Source organism: Dysgonomonas termitidis, assembly GCF_042654545.1.
In the GTDB taxonomy this organism is placed as follows: domain Bacteria; phylum Bacteroidota; class Bacteroidia; order Bacteroidales; family Dysgonomonadaceae; genus Dysgonomonas; species Dysgonomonas termitidis.
In genome coordinates this window covers 1-19,023 of record NZ_JBHSGN010000156.1, presented here as the reverse complement: position 1 = coordinate 19,023, position 19,023 = coordinate 1, and the positions used below count along the sequence as shown (strand labels likewise).

At 40.5% G+C, this 19,023-nt stretch carries 12 protein-coding genes; 9 read left to right on the top strand and 3 right to left on the bottom strand.

The features are described 5' to 3' along the window. On the bottom strand, nucleotides 1-1,032 hold the full coding sequence (gene trhO, locus ACFO6W_RS23690) for an oxygen-dependent tRNA uridine(34) hydroxylase TrhO (RefSeq protein ID WP_380001173.1): 1,032 nt from the start codon (nucleotides 1,030-1,032) through the stop codon (nucleotides 1-3). 405 nt (nucleotides 1,033-1,437) lie between these two features. Between trhO and ACFO6W_RS23685 the strand changes: the two genes are divergently transcribed. The 7 genes from ACFO6W_RS23685 (at nucleotide 1,438) to ACFO6W_RS23655 (ending at nucleotide 14,473) form a co-directional block, all read left to right on the top strand. Beyond that, a complete protein-coding gene (locus ACFO6W_RS23685; protein WP_380001171.1) occupies nucleotides 1,438-2,763 on the top strand; it encodes a TolC family protein in 1,326 nt (441 codons plus the stop codon). A 78-nt stretch (nucleotides 2,764-2,841) separates the two neighbouring features. Beyond that, a complete protein-coding gene (locus tag ACFO6W_RS23680; protein WP_380001169.1) occupies nucleotides 2,842-4,092 on the top strand; it encodes an efflux RND transporter periplasmic adaptor subunit in 1,251 nt (416 codons plus the stop codon). A gap of 7 nt (nucleotides 4,093-4,099) precedes the next feature. Beyond that, entirely contained in the window at nucleotides 4,100-6,430 is a 2,331-nt protein-coding gene (locus ACFO6W_RS23675; protein ID WP_380001167.1) for an ABC transporter permease, read from the top strand. Between the two features lie 4 nt (nucleotides 6,431-6,434). Beyond that, nucleotides 6,435-8,828: an ABC transporter permease gene (locus ACFO6W_RS23670; RefSeq protein ID WP_380001165.1), complete on the top strand. Its 2,394-nt coding sequence runs from the start codon at nucleotides 6,435-6,437 to the stop codon at nucleotides 8,826-8,828. A gap of 28 nt (nucleotides 8,829-8,856) precedes the next feature. Beyond that, complete coding sequence (locus ACFO6W_RS23665; protein WP_380001163.1) at nucleotides 8,857-9,537, top strand: ABC transporter ATP-binding protein; 681 nt, start codon at nucleotides 8,857-8,859, stop codon at nucleotides 9,535-9,537. A 49-nt stretch (nucleotides 9,538-9,586) separates the two neighbouring features. Further along, nucleotides 9,587-11,950, top strand: coding sequence for an ABC transporter permease (locus ACFO6W_RS23660; protein ID WP_380001161.1), 2,364 nt, complete (start codon nucleotides 9,587-9,589; stop codon nucleotides 11,948-11,950). Between the two features lie 135 nt (nucleotides 11,951-12,085). Next, nucleotides 12,086-14,473 (top strand): FtsX-like permease family protein, encoded by a 2,388-nt coding sequence (locus ACFO6W_RS23655; RefSeq protein ID WP_380001160.1) that lies wholly within the window; start codon nucleotides 12,086-12,088, stop codon nucleotides 14,471-14,473. Nucleotides 14,474-14,479: 6 nt separating this feature from the next. On the opposite strand, the gene ACFO6W_RS23650 is transcribed toward ACFO6W_RS23655, so the two are convergent. Both ACFO6W_RS23650 and ACFO6W_RS23645 read right to left on the bottom strand, forming a co-directional pair. Further along, nucleotides 14,480-15,193 (bottom strand): DUF4276 family protein, encoded by a 714-nt coding sequence (locus ACFO6W_RS23650; RefSeq protein ID WP_380001159.1) that lies wholly within the window; start codon nucleotides 15,191-15,193, stop codon nucleotides 14,480-14,482. Further along, on the bottom strand, nucleotides 15,193-16,332 hold the full coding sequence (locus ACFO6W_RS23645; protein ID WP_380001158.1) for an ATP-binding protein: 1,140 nt from the start codon (nucleotides 16,330-16,332) through the stop codon (nucleotides 15,193-15,195). Before ACFO6W_RS23645 ends, ACFO6W_RS23650 begins: the two co-directional genes overlap by 1 nt. A 478-nt stretch (nucleotides 16,333-16,810) precedes the next feature. Here ACFO6W_RS23645 and ACFO6W_RS23640 point away from each other — a divergent pair, with 478 nt between their 5' ends. Together ACFO6W_RS23640 and ACFO6W_RS23635 are read left to right on the top strand one after the other, a co-directional pair. Further along, entirely contained in the window at nucleotides 16,811-17,275 is a 465-nt protein-coding gene (locus ACFO6W_RS23640) for a hypothetical protein (protein WP_380001156.1), read from the top strand. 74 nt (nucleotides 17,276-17,349) lie between these two features. Next, the gene (locus ACFO6W_RS23635) at nucleotides 17,350-18,441 is read left to right on the top strand and encodes a Gfo/Idh/MocA family protein (RefSeq protein WP_380001154.1); all 1,092 of its coding nucleotides are present in this window, start codon (nucleotides 17,350-17,352) and stop codon (nucleotides 18,439-18,441) included. Nucleotides 18,442-19,023 lie beyond the last annotated feature (582 nt).

The window sequence follows — 19,023 nt, the reverse complement described above, 5'->3', positions numbered from 1 at the left end:
TCAGTCTTTAAACAAAAGGCTTTCCGAACGTCCTTTCTTGAAAATCATTGTGCCGTTCCTGACACCCTTTCGTATCACCTTTTGCTGTTCATCTGGCAAAGATACAATATCCTTACAATCATCAGAGCAGCAGCCTTTCATTTTTTCCGCACATTCATCACATTGTATGAACAGCAGATGGCATCCGTCATTCTTACAGTTGGTATGTGTATCGCACGGTCTTCCACACTGATGGCAATGAGCGATTATATCTTCTGTGATACGTTCCCCCAGACGGTTATCGAATACAAAGTTCTTGCCTGTAAACTTAGATTCCAGCCCTTCTGCTTTTATCTGACGGGTATATTCGATAATACCGCCTTCGAGCTGATAAACGTTCCTGAATCCCTGATGTTTGAAGTACGCACTGGCTTTCTCGCAACGAATACCGCCTGTACAATACATCAACAGCTTTTTATTGTCTTTATAGTCTTTCAACTGCTCGTGTATAATGGGCAGTGAATCGCGGAACGTATCCACATCCGGAGTTATGGCTCCCGTGAAATGTCCTATTTCGCTTTCATAATGGTTTCGCATATCTATTACTATAGTATCCGGATCATCCATCATGCTGTTAAAATCTTTTGCCTTTAAGTGTATGCCTATATCAGTGGGGTCGAAAGTCTCATCATTCAATCCGTCGGCCACAATTTTATCCCTTACTTTTATCTTGAGTTTCAGAAAAGATTTGTTATCATGTTCCACAGCTACATTCAGCCGTATTCCTTTCATAAATGGATATGTATCCAGAAAATCTTTAAAGGCTTCCATATTAGCTGCCGGTAATGACAACTGGGCATTGATACCTTCCTTAGCCACATAGATACGCCCGAGGACATCTAATTCATTCCAACGGACAAACAATTCGTCTCTGAACTCTTGCGGATTTTGTATATGCGCGTATGCATAGAAAGACAAAGTCAATCGTTGAAGTCCGGCATCATCAATAAGTCTGGCTCTTTCTTCTGCGCTTAATGTATTATATAATTGCATTTTATATAAAGTATTGAGTAAATAATAAAAGAATATAATGTCATATATTCTCGTTTGTCATGCTGAGGTAACGAAGCATCTCATTCCTTTTATACAAGAGATTTTTCACTTCGTTCAAAATGACAAAGGCGACAACAATTATCATCATTTACTTAATTTAGAATAATTACAAATAAAAAGACAAAGATATACAGGATACAGCTAACAGTACCAATTTTCTATATCAATAGTATTTATACAACATAGATGAAGGAATATTGATCTATTGTAATAAAATTTGACAAACACTGTAAAATTATTTTACACTTTTACCATTCACCAAAATACATAAACACCTATACAACAGTTTATTATACATTCTGGCACGACTTTCGCTCTTTAAATATTAAAAATGTAAATAAAACTATGAAATATATAATCTTTATTATCGCATTCCTGATCGGCTTTACAGCCAATGCCCAGAAAAAAAAGTGGACACTGGAAGAGTGTATGCGCTATGCAATAGAGAACAGCCCGAAGAAAAATAAGCAAGACGCTCAAAACAGCATCTACCACCAGAACTTCCTGGAAGCTGTAGGCAAACTTATACCATCTCTGAGCGCAAATACCAATGCTTCATTCAATTTCGGACGTGGGCTGGATTCTGAAACAAACACATACACCGATATCAACTCTTTCAGTAACAATTATAGTCTTTACTCGTCACTTGTTTTATTCGATGGTTTTTCGAATATTAATAAGATGAAAATGCAGAAGGTGAACAAACTGATGGGTAAACAGCAATTACAGCAGACTAAAGATGTAATAGCTTACGAAACCATGGAAGCATTTATCAATGTAGCATATTATATGGATATGGTAAAACTGGCTGAACAACAGCTTGAAGAAAGTGCTGCTAATGTGGGGCAAATCAAACGGATGGAAGAACTGGGAATGAAAGGCGCGGCAGATGTAGCCGAACTTGTAGCCAAAGAAGCAGCCGATAATTATAACCTTACACGCCAGAAAAATCTTTTGGTAATAGGCATTATCGTATTAAAGGAAAAAATGAATTTCCCCATCGAAGACGATATCGAGATAAGCAATATCGTCTCGGACGAATTGATAACGAAGACTCAGGAAACAGCAGTCTCCATTTTTGAAAATGCAAAGTCAGTCAATCCGAAAGCGATGGCGGCCGAATCCGCGTTTCAGGCACAGCAACTGGCATACAAGTCGGCGAAAGGGAGCTTCTCTCCCACTCTGTCTATGGAAGCCGGCATTTCTACTAACTTTTCCCGTTATATGGACGGCAGTGAATACTCTTCATTCAAAGACCAGATAAGAGACAAGCGCGGGCATTACATAGGATTTTCCCTTTCTATCCCTATATTCTCAGGATTCTCACGTTCTGCACAAGTAAAAAGAAGCAAGGCTCAAACCGTCATAGCACGTAACGAACGGGACGAAACGTTGCGTACACTATATAGCGAGGTAGAGCAGGCGGTTGCCGATATGAACGGGCTGGCCGACGAGTTTTATCAGGCAAAAAAACAAACTGATGCCATGACTGTCGCACACAATGTAAATCAACGGAAATTTACCGAAGGATTGATAAATGCAATAGAACTGCATACCAGTTCCAATCGTCTGCTACAGGCAAAAGTAGATGAACTGAACGCACGTCTGAAATACGAAATAAAGCATCGTTTGGTAGATTATTACAAAGGCGCTCCATTCATCACAGAATAATGTAAATAATTGAATATGTGTATTTTGAATTAAATTATAAACGGAGCCAAATCTTGAAATCTTGAAATAATAAATCATATGGATATTAAAATAGAAAAGAAAAAAGGAATACAGAAAAAGCATATCCCTTTCATTGCCGGAGGTATCTTTTTACTTGGGCTTACCGGTTGGTATATATTCGGTAATCATGCCTCAAAGCTGAATATCGAAAAAGACAAGGTTACCATACAGGAATCGACGAAAGGCATGTTCAACGATTATGTCCGCATTCCCGGACAGGTACAGCCCATCAATACAATCTTCCTCAGCGCAATAGAAGGCGGTATGGTAGCAGAGAAGCTGATAGAAGAGGGTTCGGAAGTACGCAAAGGAGATATTATAATCCGGCTGACGAACCCGATGTTAAGCCTCAACATACTCGATAGCGAAGCACAACTGGCCGAAAAGCAAAACTTTCTTCGTAATACGCAGGTGTCTATGGAGCAGGAAAGACTCAGCCTGAAAAAAGAGAAACTGCAACTGGATGTGGACGTGGAACGCAAGAAGAGAAAATATGAACAGTATAAGCAACTATATTCTGAAAAGCTGACTTCTAAAGAAGAATACCTGCAGGCCAAAGAAGATTACGAATTTGCAGTAGACGGACGGGTATTGGTTGTTGAGCGCCAGAAACAGGATTCCTTATACCGGGGTATCCAGGTAGACCAGATGGAAGAAAGTTTGCACAATATCCGTAAGAATCTGGTACTGGTACGTCAACGGGTGGATAATCTGAATGTGAAAGCCCCTGTCGACGGACAATTGGGTGTACTGGATGTCGAGATAGGACAAACAGTCGCTTCCGGTGAACGTATAGGCCAAATCAGCGTATTATCCGATTATAAGGTAGAAGCGATGATCGACGAGCACTATATAGATAGGGTAAAAGCCGGATTGGACGCCACATTCGAACGTCAGAATAAAGACTTTGCCCTGCGTGTAAGGAAAGTATATCCGGAAGTACGGGATAAACAATTTAAAACCGATTTTGTATTCGAAGGAGAGCGCCCCGATAATATCCGCGCCGGACAGACATACTATATAAATCTCCAATTGGGGCAACCTGCCGAAGCTATATTAATACCGCGCGGCCCGTTTTATCAGACTACCGGTGGGCAATGGATATTCGTTGTTGTACCGGACGGAAGCAAGGCCGTAAGGCGTAAAATAACGATAGGCCGCCAGAACCCGAACTATTACGAGGTAACCAGCGGACTGGAGCCGGGCGAAAAAGTGATTACGTCTGCATACGATAGCTATGGAGATATACAGGAACTGATACTAAAATAGAAATACTATGAATATATTAAGGTCTTACAAGCGTACCCGGCTTTTTCTGTGGGTGAATATAACAGGACTGGCTATCGGGCTGGCTACTTCCATCATGCTGATTCTTTTTATTATAAATGAATGGAGTTATGATAAACATCTTGTAAATAATGAGCGGATAGTGAATCTGGTAACCATAGTAGACGATAATGGCAATATACGTAAAAACGGCATAACACTACGCACTGCTTATACTGAACTTCCGGCAAAAGTTCCGGGAATAGAAGCCGCCACTCAAATATATGATGCCGGGAATACTGAAGCTATAAATAACCTCGAACATTTCCAGAATTTAAGGCTTATTTTTGCTGATCCTGATTTTTTCAAGGTATTTTCTTTAAAGTTTGTAGAAGGTACGCCTCAGACTGCCCTAAACGATATGAACTCATTTGTCATCACCCGTCAAAAAGCCGAAGTTATATTTGGGAGCGCAAGCAATGCCATGGGGAAAACCTTGAAGATCGACGGAGAAGATGTTACCATTTCGGCAGTAGTCGAAGAATTTCCAAAAAACACTCATTTCACCTTTGATGTAATGGGAAAAATTCCTCAATACATGGAAGATTATTATAAAGGACTGGAATTCAATACATATTATCTTATAAAAGCTGATATTCCGATGGCAAATGTTACGGCATCCATTGAAAAGGAATATGCTACCCTGATGAAACCCTGGGCTGCTAACTTCGGAGCAAAAGCCTATGGCATGACACAGAATGTCACTGATATATACATGCATTCTCTGGCCGATAGCCGTCTTTGGAAACGCAGCAGTACGACTTTTATGTGGTTGTTATCGGGATTGACCCTCTTTATACTGGTTTTGGCTATAACAAACTTTATAAACCTGTTTATGGCACAAGGAGAAACACGTATGAATGAAATCGGAATACGCAAGACGAATGGTGCACGTGTACAGGATATTATCGGGCAATTTTTCAGGGAAGTATCGCTTATTGTCTTCGTTGCGTTTGCCGCCGGATTCATTCTGGCTGTCGTCTGCACGCCTTACTTTGCCGATCTGATAAAAAAGGATATAGACCTGATGCAGTTGCTGAATCCTGCATTTATAGTATGTATTATAGCTCTCTTTATTATTACTGTCGTACTGTCTGCATTTTATCCTGCATTTTATTTGAGCCGTTACAATCCACTGGACATTCTGGGTAAACGTATTAAATTTTCGAAACGCAGATTGAATACTATTGTTGTAATCTTCCAGTCTGTTATAACAATTGTACTTATTTCGTTCATTCTGATTATCAATAAACAGACTGCTTACCTCCAAAATATACCGTTAGGCTATAATCCGGATGGCGTAATGTGCGCACTGGTTACAAAGGATATATCCAAGAGTTATGATGCAGTAAAACAGGAATTACTCAGTTTACCTGAAATAAAAATGGTAAGCGGAGGCCATCATATCATTGGCGAAGGATGTAGCGGGCAACTGATCGCATTATTGGAAAGCAAAGAAAAAGGGCTTTCAATAAACGAATACAGAATTATGAGCGGATTGTGCGAATTAATGGAATTTAAGCTGCAGGAAGGGGAGTTTTATAAAGAAGAAACCCCTGACAGCATCCGCCAGATCGTATTAAACGAAGCCGCTATAAAAATGCTGGGACTTACTTATCCCGTTGTTGGAAAACAAGTTTACTACAAAGGTACCAGTGAAATTATAGGTGTCGTGAAAGATTTTTATTATGACAGTCCGGCCAATAGTATAGCACCTATAGTGCTGACCCGTGTAAGAGGAGCAGGACTTCTTTATATAAAGTATGATGAGCATGTGAGCAGAAGAACTGCTCAGGAAGTAACAGTAAATACTCTCAGAAAATTTGATCCCGATTTTTATCTTAACCCGATGTGGAGCGAAGATATATATAAGGCTAAATTCGATACCATCAAGACTCAGGGAAAAGTTATAATGATAAGCTCATTCTTATCTATATTTATTGCTATGTTGGGATTGGTGGCCATGCATCTCTACAGCACTATGCGCCGTATAAAAGAGATCGGTATAAGGAGAGTGAACGGAGCCAGTGTAGAAAACATTTTCACACTGCTTACACGTGATATTATAATATGGATTTGTATCGCCGGAGCGATAGCTATGCCTATAGTGTACTATTTCACTACCGAGTGGCTCAATAATTACACGAACCGTACAACTCTCGGTTGGAGTATTTTTCTATTTCCCATACTGATTCAATATATTATAGCTATTTCAGTCACATCGTTGGTTAGTATCAGGGTATTATCCAGGAATCCCATAGAAGCATTAAAGACAGAATGAAAAGATGAAAGCCATATTCAGTAATTTTATTTACACAATCAAGAAATTCAGAGTGTCGGGTATCCTTAATATACTCGGACTGACCGCCGCCTTTGCCGCATTCCTTATCATTGCCATTCAGGTAGATTTCGAGTATAGTTTCGAGAAGTGCCATTCCAATGCGGGCAGGATATACAGGGTGGAAGGTACCAACTTCAGGACAGGCGAAGACTGGCCGATTCATTCACGCCCATTTACGGCTGCCGTAATAGCGTCTTCACCGCATATTATCGCCGGTACGCTTATTAATCCTTATATAGACGAATTCTACGTTACTGTCGATGAAGGGAATATACAGAGAGGATTTAAAGAAGCTTTTACTACCTGCAATACAGGTATAGTAAAGATGTTCGACTTCAAGATGCTCGAAGGGCAGGCCGATTGCCTGAAAAACCCCGAAAATGTAATGATTCCGAAGAGCATAGCCCGTAAAATGTTTGGTGATAAACAGGCGGTAGGTAAACAACTCAACCTGACCGGAAGTTTATGGTCGAAACAGGATAAAGGATTCCTGATTATAGGCGGTGTATTCGAAGATTTCCCCGATAATACTCAACTGAAAAATTGTATTTATACAGCAATAGCAGAAAATTATGCAATAAGCGACTGGGGCAGTTCTAACTATTTCTGCTACATCCTGCTCGACAATAATGTATCCCCGCAGGAAATAGCTGATAATTTCAATAAGAATTTCGATTTTACCAAGACTTTCAATGAAGATAATGAAACAGGGATAAAGCTGACTCCACTCCCGGCTGTTTATTTTCAAAACAGTGATCCTTCAGGCAAGTTCGTGAAAAGCGGGAGTGAAACCACACCCCTGTTGCTGATTACTATTGGCATCATCATTATAGTCATAGCCATTATTAATTATACGAACTTCAATATGGCGTTGTCCCCGATGCGTATGCGTAGTATAAACACGAGGAAAATACTGGGAAGTACCAATACATACCTCCGGTTGGGTATTATTTCGGAGGGTATCATCATGAGTTTCATCTCATTTCTTCTGGCTATAGTTGTTATTGTCATCCTGGATAAAAGCAATGCGTTACCTTTTATTCATGCCGGTATAAATCCCGCAAAGAATATTTTTCCGACTGTTATGACAGGACTGATTGCTGTTGTAGCCGGAATCATTGCGGGCATACGTCCCGCTTATTATATGACATCCTATTCCCCGGCATTAGCCCTGAAAGGAAATTTCGGTCTATCGCCTTCGGGCAGGAAACTGCGGACTATATTGATCGGATTTCAGTTCCTGGCATCTATTGTACTCATCATAACTTCATTCTTTGTCTATAAACAAAATCTATTTATGCAAAAATATGCACTCGGTTATAACACAGAAAATATAGCTGTTGTCGAACTGCCACAAAGCATTGCATGGAAAGATAAAAACTCTTTTACGGCCGCGTTGAAAGACAATCCCGTTATAATAGACGTGGCTTTCTCCCATCAGAAGTTCGGAGCTTCGGATAATTACCGTTCATGGGGCGCGAAATATAAAGATGAAAGTATTGGTTTTTATTCACTGTCCGTATCATGGAATTTCCTTGATGTAATGAATATAAAAGTCAAAGAAGGACGTATGCCGGATGAATCAGTGAAAAATGATTCTGTTGTGTCGTATATTATAAACAGCAACCTGCAAAAAAAATATGATATAAAACCGGGTGAAATTATAGATGTGGAATGGAGCAGGACTCACAGACAAAATAACGACGGACGGGTACTGGGTGTGATAGACGACGTAAAATTCAGGTCGCTGCGCAACCGGTCGGAAGATATGGCTTTTGTTTTCAATGACGGCAATTTACAACCATATTCGTATATACGTATAAAAGCCGGCGCGGATATAAGGCAGGCTGTATCATATATTGAGAAAACCATTTCGGAATTCGATCCGGCATACCCGGTCAAAATAGAATTTTATGACCAGGTATTCAATAATTTGTATAAACAGGAAATAAGTACGGAAGCCACCATAAGCATATTCAGCATGCTGGCTGTTATCATATCCATTGTCGGGGTATTTGGTATAGCCATGTTTGAATGTGAATACAAGCGTAAGGAAATAGGTGTGCGAAAGATCCTGGGCTCCGATGAATTCGAGATACTGATTCTTTTCAATAAGAATTACCTTTTGATTTTCATTATATGCTTTATCATATCCATTCCTGTCAGTCATTGCATTTTAAATCGCTGGCTGGAAAATTTCACTTACAAAACTCCTTTAGAATGGTGGGGATTTGTTTTAGCCGGTATCCCTATACTACTTATCATTATACTGACAGTCAGCTGGCAAAGCTGGCGGGCAGCAACGGTTAATCCTGTCGATTCATTAAAAAACGAATAAAATAAAAAATAATTTAATATTTAAAGTTATGATACAGATCAATGATTTAAAGAAAGTATTCCGTACCGAAGAAGTGGAGACAATCGCTCTGAACGGTATATCCATGCATGTCAACAAAGGCGAGTTTATTGCTATTATGGGACCTTCGGGCTGCGGTAAATCTACCCTGCTGAATATTCTGGGACTGCTGGATAATCCTACATCCGGTCATTACCTGCTCGACACCAACGAAGTCGGTAACCTGAAAGAAAAAGAACGCACACAGACCCGCAAAGGAAATATCGGGTTTGTATTCCAGAGTTTCAACCTGATTGAAGAAATGACCGTCTTCGAAAATGTGGAGCTCCCCCTCACCTATCTGAAAGTAAAAGCATCGGAACGCAAAAAACGGGTAGAAGACACTCTCCGCAGGATGAGCATCAGCCACAGGGCAGGCCATTTCCCCAACCAGCTATCAGGAGGTCAGCAACAACGTGTTGCCATAGCACGTGCCGTAATAGCTAATCCTAAGCTGATACTGGCCGATGAGCCGACCGGAAATCTGGATTCTAAAAACGGAAAGGATGTGATGGACCTGCTCACAGAACTTAACAGGGAAGGTGCAACTATCGTCATGGTAACTCACTCCCAGCACGATGCGTCATTTGCTCACCGTATAGTGAACCTCTTTGACGGGCAGATCGTCACCGAGGTGGAAAGCATAATGTAATATCCCCATATGGACTTGCTCCCCTATGAATTAATGAAGTAATATACTTATGAAACAATTTTTCAGGAATTTCAGGAAACAGAAAACCGTGGGTACACTTAATATTTGCGGATTAAGCCTCGGCATCATGGTTTCCGTCACAGTCGGTCTTTGGGCTATCAATGAATTGTCCTTCGACAATTTCCATAAGAACGGAGAAAGAATGTACCGGGTAGTGCAAAACTTTCGGTATAGCAGTAAGCCGGTCAGAGCAGCTACAGCATTTAAGCCACTCGGGGAACTGGCGGCAGCTGAAATTCCTGAAATAGAACAGATGTGCCGTGTGGTGATCGAAAATAACGGAATAGAGATAGATCAAATTACATATTTTAATGTAAGAAATATTATTACCGACCACAACTTCTTTTCATTCTTTACCTTTCCGTTGAAAGAAGGGGATATAAAGACTGCCTTTTCAGCTCCGGACAATGTTATTTTCACAGAATCTGCAGCAAGGAAATATTTTCCGAACGAAAATCCTATGGGTAAAACGGTACGGTTTCACGGATGGACGTTTACAGTATCGGCAATCATGTACGATATGCCTAAGAATTCGCATATACAGGCAGATGTTGTTTTTCCGTTATTCTCCTTTTTCAAGGATTGGCAATGGGAGAGCAGTTTCAATTACGATACCTATTTTATCCTTTTGCCCGGTACAGATATTCACTCAATCGAGAATAAGGTGACGCAGATTAATAAGCGCGGAATATCAACATTCATTCGTGATGCAAATTTTTCGGTAGACCTGGAGCCTCTCAAAGAAATACATTTCAGCAAAACGAGTGCAGGCTTCGACAGTGCAGTAAAAGGGAATAAGGGGCTGTTAAATACTTTTATAGGCGTGGCGATAGCAATCCTTATTATAGCCTGCATCAATTTTACAAACCTTTTCATCTCCACTTCTTTTATCAGGGCAAAAACCATTGGAATCAAAAAATCCCTTGGCGCCGGCAAAAAGCTTCTTATAGTGGATTTTTATAAAGAGACTGCCATATATATCCTGATTGCCATCTTTTTGGGTATATTACTTACAACGGTGGCTCTTCCCGTTTTCAATAATTATACACGGTCCAATGTGGTTCTGGATTTCTTCTCACCCGGATTATATATCTTTACTGTTTCCCTGTTCATTATAACAATCCTTATGGCCGGTTCATTTCCCGCATTCCAAATGACTAAATTCGGAGTTATAGAAACCCTCAGAGGAAAATTCCGTGGCAAGAGGATGTCTGTGTTCCAAAAGATACTTATAATCATCCAGTTCACCACATCTATCTGTCTGCTCATCATAGTCCTTTTCTTTGCTAAGCAAATAGATCAGATACTGGATCAGGACTTGGGCTTCGACAACAAAAACATCGTTTACATGAATGGCTGGAGAGACTTTGGCCGCGATTATAAAGCCCTGCGTGAAGAACTGGTACAAGACCCGTCTATCATGGATGTGGCGATGAAACAATATGATCTGCCTCTCGAAATGGGCAACGGAATCGGTGGTAAGAATGTAGAGAACGGAGAACAGATATTACTTGACCTGTCGGAAGTATCGCCCAATTATTTCGACTTCTTCAGGATGGAATTTATAGCCGGTGAAAATCCTTTATATCAGGAAAGTGCGGCGAGTTCGCGGTTCTGTGTGCTAAATGAACGGGCTGTTCAGTTACTGGGGCTTAAAGATCCTGTCGGTAAATCGTTCCAGATAATATCCATAGGAGGAAAACTTAGTGAAAACGAAGGGAAGGAGTATGTTGTGAAAGGTGTAATACGCGATTCATATGTAAAATCGTTATATCAGGAACCTGATGCTCAGATGTATCTCAATTTATCGAGGGACGACCACAACCCGATATTCTTCAAGATCGCCGGAGACCCTCAAAGAGCAATAAGAACCATAGAAAAGAAATGGAAGCAAATGTTACCGAATGTACCTTTCGAATATCATTATCTGGACACAACATATGAGGCTCAGTATGCTTCTGAGATGAGCGCCCGTAATGTATTAAGCTATGCTTTGGTTATCACGCTGATAATTACAGTCATGGGGCTATACGCGATGATATTCTACTCTACACAGAGAAGGATAAAGGAAATAGGCATCCGCAAAATAAACGGGGCTACGGTTCTCGACCTTCTTGCATTATTAAACAAGGACACTATAATATGGATAATCATCTCGTTCCTGATAGCCTGCCCTGTCTCGTATTACTTTGTAGCCCGTTGGCTGGATGGCTTTGTAGTAAAAACATCATTGAGCATATGGGTATTTCTGGGAGCCGGAGCTTTGTCTTTCATCATCGCAATGCTTACAGTCTGTTATCAGACATGGAAAGCAGCCAATATGAACCCTGTAGACGCCATACAAAATGAATAGCATTAGTTTCCATAAATAATTGTGGAGGAGTATTAAGGATTTAGAAGCAGGCACACTCTTTTTCTTTCTTTCCATGTTTTTAGCCTTTTGCTCCTTCTGCAATTCATGTTAAATCAATAAGTTAAAGAACTCTTTATGTACCATATACCGTTTATACTCCGCCGCTTCCTGAAAAGTAAAAGTCTCCGTATTATAAATCTGCTGGGACTAACCCTCATATTTGCCTGTATACTGGTTTCCTATACATACATCAAGCGCGAACTTAGCTACGATAAGTTTTACAGCAATGCTCACCGGATAGCCCGCATGACTCTTTCATATGACAACAATACAGCCGACGGGCGTATTTATGGTATTTCTGCAAAACAAATATGGCAAAACATACCCGAGATAGAAGACGAGTTCAAATTGGAGCTGGTAAACACGGCAATACTAAACCATAATGGCAACAAACAAGTATTAAACAACCTCTTCTTCGCCAGTGAGAACTTATTGAATATCCTCGACATCCCGTTAATAGAGGGCAACAGCAAAGAAGCATTCAGTTCCCCCGAAAGTGTCATCATCAGCGAATGCCTCGCACACCAACTCTTTGGCAGGACGGATGTAATCGGCGAAAAAATAGAATTGAGCAGCAGACGAATCGAATCTACTGTCCGCTTTATAAGTGGAGTATTTAAGAACATGCCCGAAAATACCCACTTCCATAGTGATATTATTATCCATAAAGACGATTTCGACAATTCTTTCTACTATACATACCTGTTGTTGAAAGACGGTTATGACCTCACTGACATTCAAAGCAGGCTGACTGCCAATTTCAAATCACAAAACCCGGATAACGAGAATGCCGTAATCAGTCTGATGCCGATGACCGACATCCATTTGCATAGCCATTTACTGCGCGAAATGGAAACCAACGGCAACATATACTATGTTTACCTGATAGCAGGCGTAAACCTTCTTCTTCTTATAATCGTCCTGTTCAATCTGTGGCTCAATTCCAGTGTAATCTTCTCTTACAATAAGCGGTATTACCAGTTGCTGAGAATGAACGGAGCCTCCTCTTCGGCTGTAATAAAAGACGAGATATGGGTTTCGCTACTCTTAGGCGTTATCTCCATATTAGCAGGGAAATTACTGTCGGTATTCATCGGCAGCTATTTTTCCATCTCATTCTCCGCATTATCTTTGAGCGAAACAATCATCATAGCCCTTCTTTTTATCCTTTTCACCATCTTTGTATCTCTATTGCCTATACTTATCAATATGTCGGCAACCATCTTTCTGAATGAACAGACAGACTTGCAGCAATCCCGTTTTTCTATATCCAATGTAAAATACATGCTTATAGTGCAGTATAGTATCGTCCTGTTCATTATCATTGTAGGTATCGGTATCAATAACCAGATGGCCCTTATCCGCAACACTCAGGTTGCAGGCAACAATGACAGTATACTTGTATTTGAAGAACAACCGTACGAGGTCATAAAAAACTATACAGCCTTTCGGGACGAGCTCCTCAAACATAGCGAAATAGAATCGGTTACAGCCGCTATGCAACTACCGGGAATCGCTGTCCGCGATATGATTGCCATAACCACACAAGGGAAAGAACCGGTATATATACCCGTACTGGTAGTCGGTGAAGACTTTATGCAGACTCTCGATATAAAACCTGCGGCCGGAACACTGTTTCCTCCTCTCCGGTTATCATATGCGGAAGAAGAAAACCTTCAGCAAAGGAAGATGTATGAAGAAGGCTTTAAATCATCCCACAAAGACAATATTATCGTCAACAGAAAAGCACTTGGCCAATTAGGTTTCTCATCTTTTGAAGAAGCTATCGGAAAAGAGGTCGGCATAGTCCACAACTCTCTCGACTATTTCCCTACAGGAATAATCTGCGGAGTAGTTGAAGACTTCACATATACCAATGTCTATGAAGATGCCATCCCTATGGTTATACTCCAACGCAATATGTTTATGAATTGCTTCATCATCCGCATTGCTCCCGGCAGGAACGAACAGGCTTTATCTACCCTGAACTCTGTATGGGCCACATTAAATCCTGATTATCCGATCAACTACAAATTCTTGTCCGACTCTTACAAATCCCTATATGAGAACGAACTGAACGCTGAGAAGGTCGTTCTGTTCTTCTCCATACTATCTTTCATTATCACTATCCTCGGACTGATTATATTCATGGCCTTTATGATAAAGAACCGTATGAAGGAAATCAGTATCCGCAAAGTAAATGGCGCTACCAACAGCGAGATCGTCTTTATGCTCAATTTGGGACTGTTGCGCTGGATATTTTTATCCTTTATCATAGCGATGCCCGTTGCATGGTATGTCATGGACAAGTGGCTCGAAAACTTCGCATATAAGACAACCATCTACTGGTGGATGTTTGTCCTTGCGGGAGTATCGGTTTTTCTGGTTTCTTTCCTCGCTATCAGCTGGCAAAGCCTTAGGGCAGCCCGTATCAATCCTGCAAAATCATTAAAAGGGGATTAATAATAATCACTTCTTCCCTTTGAAATTCTCTATCGCTTTCAACAGGCGGTCCAAAGGACTGACATCATAGCGGAGATTGAATCGTATATTATTAAAATCCAGCTTGTTGACCACACGTGTAGTAGCATTGTATTTCTTGGTATACGACTTGCCTACAAGGCGATAGATATTATCAAGGTCTTTGGCCGGATGCTCCCTTGCTTGCGGATCGGAAGCATAGGGATCGAATCCCAGCTTATCTTTTATAAAGCGCCCTGTCAGCCGTTTGTCTATTTTCCTGAAATGGTTCGTCTCGGCCAGGAACCACGCTTCTATTTCGTGTACGGCTATAATGACGTCAAAATACTGAGCATCATTTTTCAATTTATTGGGAAGAAACCGCAACCCTTTTTCCAGTTTTTCCAGATCGTCTATCGGCAACGGGTACAGGTCGCGTAGGCCAATGATCATTTCATAACCGTTTTTTCGTAAAGTCTCTATATTGTCCAGTATTTCAGATTTCACACGGTTGTCCGAGCCACAGTCGAAAATGAGTACTTCATATTTCGGATTACGCGAAAATGAAGAGTTCCGCACAATCTCTACTTTCGGTATATTCACTCCTCCGCGAAACTGTTTCTGTATAATATTTATCTGTTGAGTTCCCAGAATTTCCTTTATCAAGCGATTCACGAAAATCTGCTCGGTCTGTCCTTCAACAAAAAAAGCAATCCGTTTCATCAATCGTTATCTTCATCTATAACACCAAAGCCTTTTTTGAAAAAGTCCGTGGCAAGAAAATCAAAGTTATTCAGTCCTGTGTATTTAAAATCGTCGAACGTATCTTTCGAATTGGTATAATCGTAAAATATAGATTTACTACTCTCCCGCCCTATCACAGACCAGTAGCGAAGGGGTATCTGGTTCATAACCTGCCTGTCGTTGGATGTCATAAAGAACTGCATATTCGATTTGTTGACTTTCTTTATAACCAGATCCATCATCTTCTTCGAACTTTCGAAGTCAAGGCCTTCGCCCATATCATCGATAAGCAGGCAAAGGGAAATATCGCTCAGCCGGGCATAACTCAACATAATAAATAAAGATAAGGCACGGAACATTCCCTGCGACATCTCGCGCTGCGAGATGGTATATTCCCCGTCTTCTTCAATAAAGATACCAAAGCCGCCACGGGTTTCCTTTATATCTATATTTGTGATTGAATAACCCAATTCCTGCATACCGGCTTTAACTTCCGATATAAACGTTTCACCAAAAAGCTCCCGCCCCTTGTAGAATGTGTATATGAGTACATCCGGGTCGTCTATGTCATGGTCGTCCCCGTCTATTTGGGTATAATCTTTTACCAGGCGATTCTTTTCCAACTGATTGGCAAACAGATAATTCTTTAATGATTCACCCCATGATACAAGGTTCGCGAAATAGGGTTTGCCTTCGGCATCGCACTGCGCTATGGCGATTTCGAAACCGGCAACTTCGAACGGAATATTTTCTCCCTGAGGGTTTAACAGTATCTTTTTTGACCTGTTCAGTAATACTTTATTATTGATTGTCAATACCTCATCCGAAACTATTCTGTCCTTAAAGGTCAAAGAATATTTGTATTTATCATTATTGCCATTGGTAAATACCAGTTCGAACAATTCGGACGGACTGATTGCATATTTCAAATCTATCCTGCCCGATAGTAAGTCCGCAATTTCACGAATGACATTCAATGTGCGGCTCTTGCCCGAAGCATTTTTGCCTACCAGTAAGTTTATATTGTTGAAATAAGCATAATCGCCGTCATTCCCCACAATGCTCCATTCGCGGGGTTCTCCTACATAGCGGGTATATTTTAAAGCACTTAGTATCATTCAAGTAATAAGTTTAGGGTATTACGAATAAGTATATATTTGCTGTTACAGACTCAAATATACGCTTTTTTTCAGTAATCGGTAAATCTTATTACGACGTAGGATGAAAAGACGAAAAAAAACAGGAAGGAGTTTTAACTTAGCCGGTGATCCGGCTTACACAATCTGTGGAGAGAGCTTTTTCCCTGCCTGCGTTTTGTCTTTTTGTCCGTTAAGGGCCGGTCTTTGAAACGGGGGTACTGAAGCGTTTTTGGTTCCTTTGGAGAATTACAAGCAACATTTGATCGCGCATGGCAGGAAACTACTGACTGACATAAATAACAGGCAGGTACAAAACAAGATACATACCTGCTTTGTTTTATAAGAACAAGAAGGGTTTGCTTTTACATTCATTCTACAGAAAAACAGATATAATTGAGTGTCGGGATGAACACTGAACACTTCATAATATTTATTATATTTTTTTCAAAACAATAAAATGAAAAATATTATCGCCTTGTCATTTATCGTTTCCTTCCTGCTTGCATCTTCCTGCACAAATAAACAGCCTGAAAGAAGTGCTGTATTCGACTATACCCATGATAGTCTCAAAGTGAAAACAGACTCTGTTCCTGTAGAGCTGAGAGATTCGCTGTTGAGCAGGATACTCGATATTCCGGAAGTGAAGAAATATTCGGAATATCTGGAAAAAGAAACGTCCGGCAAACAGGGTGCGACGGCATTCATAGACCCCGCAAATAATACGGAACAGCGCTATACGGTAAACGTAGGTCTTAGCAGTGAAGGTCGTTTCGATACGGTTTATATCTTCTATGTGGATAAGAGATCGGGAGATATATCGGTTCTGCATCAGCCGTCCGGGCAGGATTATCCATTAAGTGAGTGGCAGAAGAGGTATGAAAGGTATATGAACGGTGAAAAAGATGCATTTTCTTCGGAATAAAAGCTACGGGAGAAGGATCGGAACTTATTATTTTTTTTACCTTTGAACAACGTTAATTTAACAAGGAAATACACATGAGAAAAATTAAAATCCTTCTGATAATGGCTCTGTCAGCTATATCTGCCGTTGCATCGGCACAAAATGACAAACCTCTCCGGCTTGCTGTGGCAGGCCTTTCGCACGGACACCTATGGGAAGTCCTTTCCCGCCTCGACAGGGGTGACTTCGAAGTGGTAGGCATTGCCGAAAAAGACACCTCCCTATGGAACAATAAGACATTACGGGCAAAAGTAGATAAAAGCAAATTCTTTGAGAATCTGGACGAAATGCTGGATAAAACCAAGCCCGAAGCCGTTATCGTATATGAAAGCATATACGACCACCTGCGTGTAATAGAAGCCTGTGCTCCGCGCGGCATACATGTAATGGTAGAGAAACCGCTCGCTACCACGACTAAACAGGCTAAACGCATAGCCGAACTGGCCCGCAGGCATAATATAATGGTGCTGACCAATTATGAAACGACATGGTATGCCGCCAATCATAAAGCTTACTACCTGATTAAGAATGAAAATTTGATTGGCCGGATATCGCGTATAAATGTATATGACGGACATCAGGGACCCGTAGAAATAGGTTGCGGTCCTGAATTTCTCCGCTGGCTTACCGATCCTGTGCTCAATGGAGGCGGGGCTGTTGTTGACTTCGGCTGCTATGGGGCAAACCTGAGCACATGGTTGATGGGAGGCCGGAAGCCTGTCAGCGTATCCGCTACCTTGCAGCATCTGAAACCGCAGGTTTATCCCAAAGTGGACGATGATGCCACTATTATGCTTGAGTATCCTGATGCCACAGTCGTTATCATGGCTTCGTGGAACTGGCCGATGAGCCGCAAGGATATGCATATTTATGGCGATAAAGGCTATATATACCAGGATAACGCGAATGATATGCGTGTATATTCGGATAAGAAAGAAAATAAGATGGTAGCCGAGAAACTGGCTGCACCGTACAACGATTCTTTCTATTACCTCAAAGCTGCCGTACGTGGCGAAATAGAGGTGAAGCCTACCGATTTGTCATCGCTGGAAAATAACCTTATAGTCGTAGAGATACTCAATGCGGCCATAGAAAGCAGTAAGACAGGCAGGAGTGTGAAATTGTAGATCATCCAACCAAAATAATAAAATGGAGTTGTCTCAAAAGCCGGAGAGATAACTCCATTTATATTATTACAGTTGGTAATTTTAAATTTCCTGTATCTAAATTTTAAAATCGCGCAATAGCGGGAGTATTTTCATTCTTTCTCTTTTCTATATCATAGATTAAAACACTGCAAAAAGGAAATACGCAGAAAAGGATTTTATAGATTTTTTTTCTTTTCGGCGATATATTTTTATCATCCTTAGATTTTATAAACAGCATTTTTGGGTACGGTATATATAAAACTACTCTCTACTCTTTGGCGGAATATCTTTCTCTCAACCTTTTATTCGCTTCCAAGTAGTAAAATAGAAGTCCCAGAAAAAGATTAATGCATGTAAGGACTATATACACTATTTTCCTGTTAGAAGATATATATTTATTATTAAGTATCCTTTTTATCAACCAAATAACAACAAGAACATAGATTGCAAAAATAACCACACCACTTATCTCTAATAATAGATATTCTTTCATAATTGTATATTCCAGTTAAAATCCAAACAAATTGGATGATTATTTTTAATTAATTTCAGTTTTATATC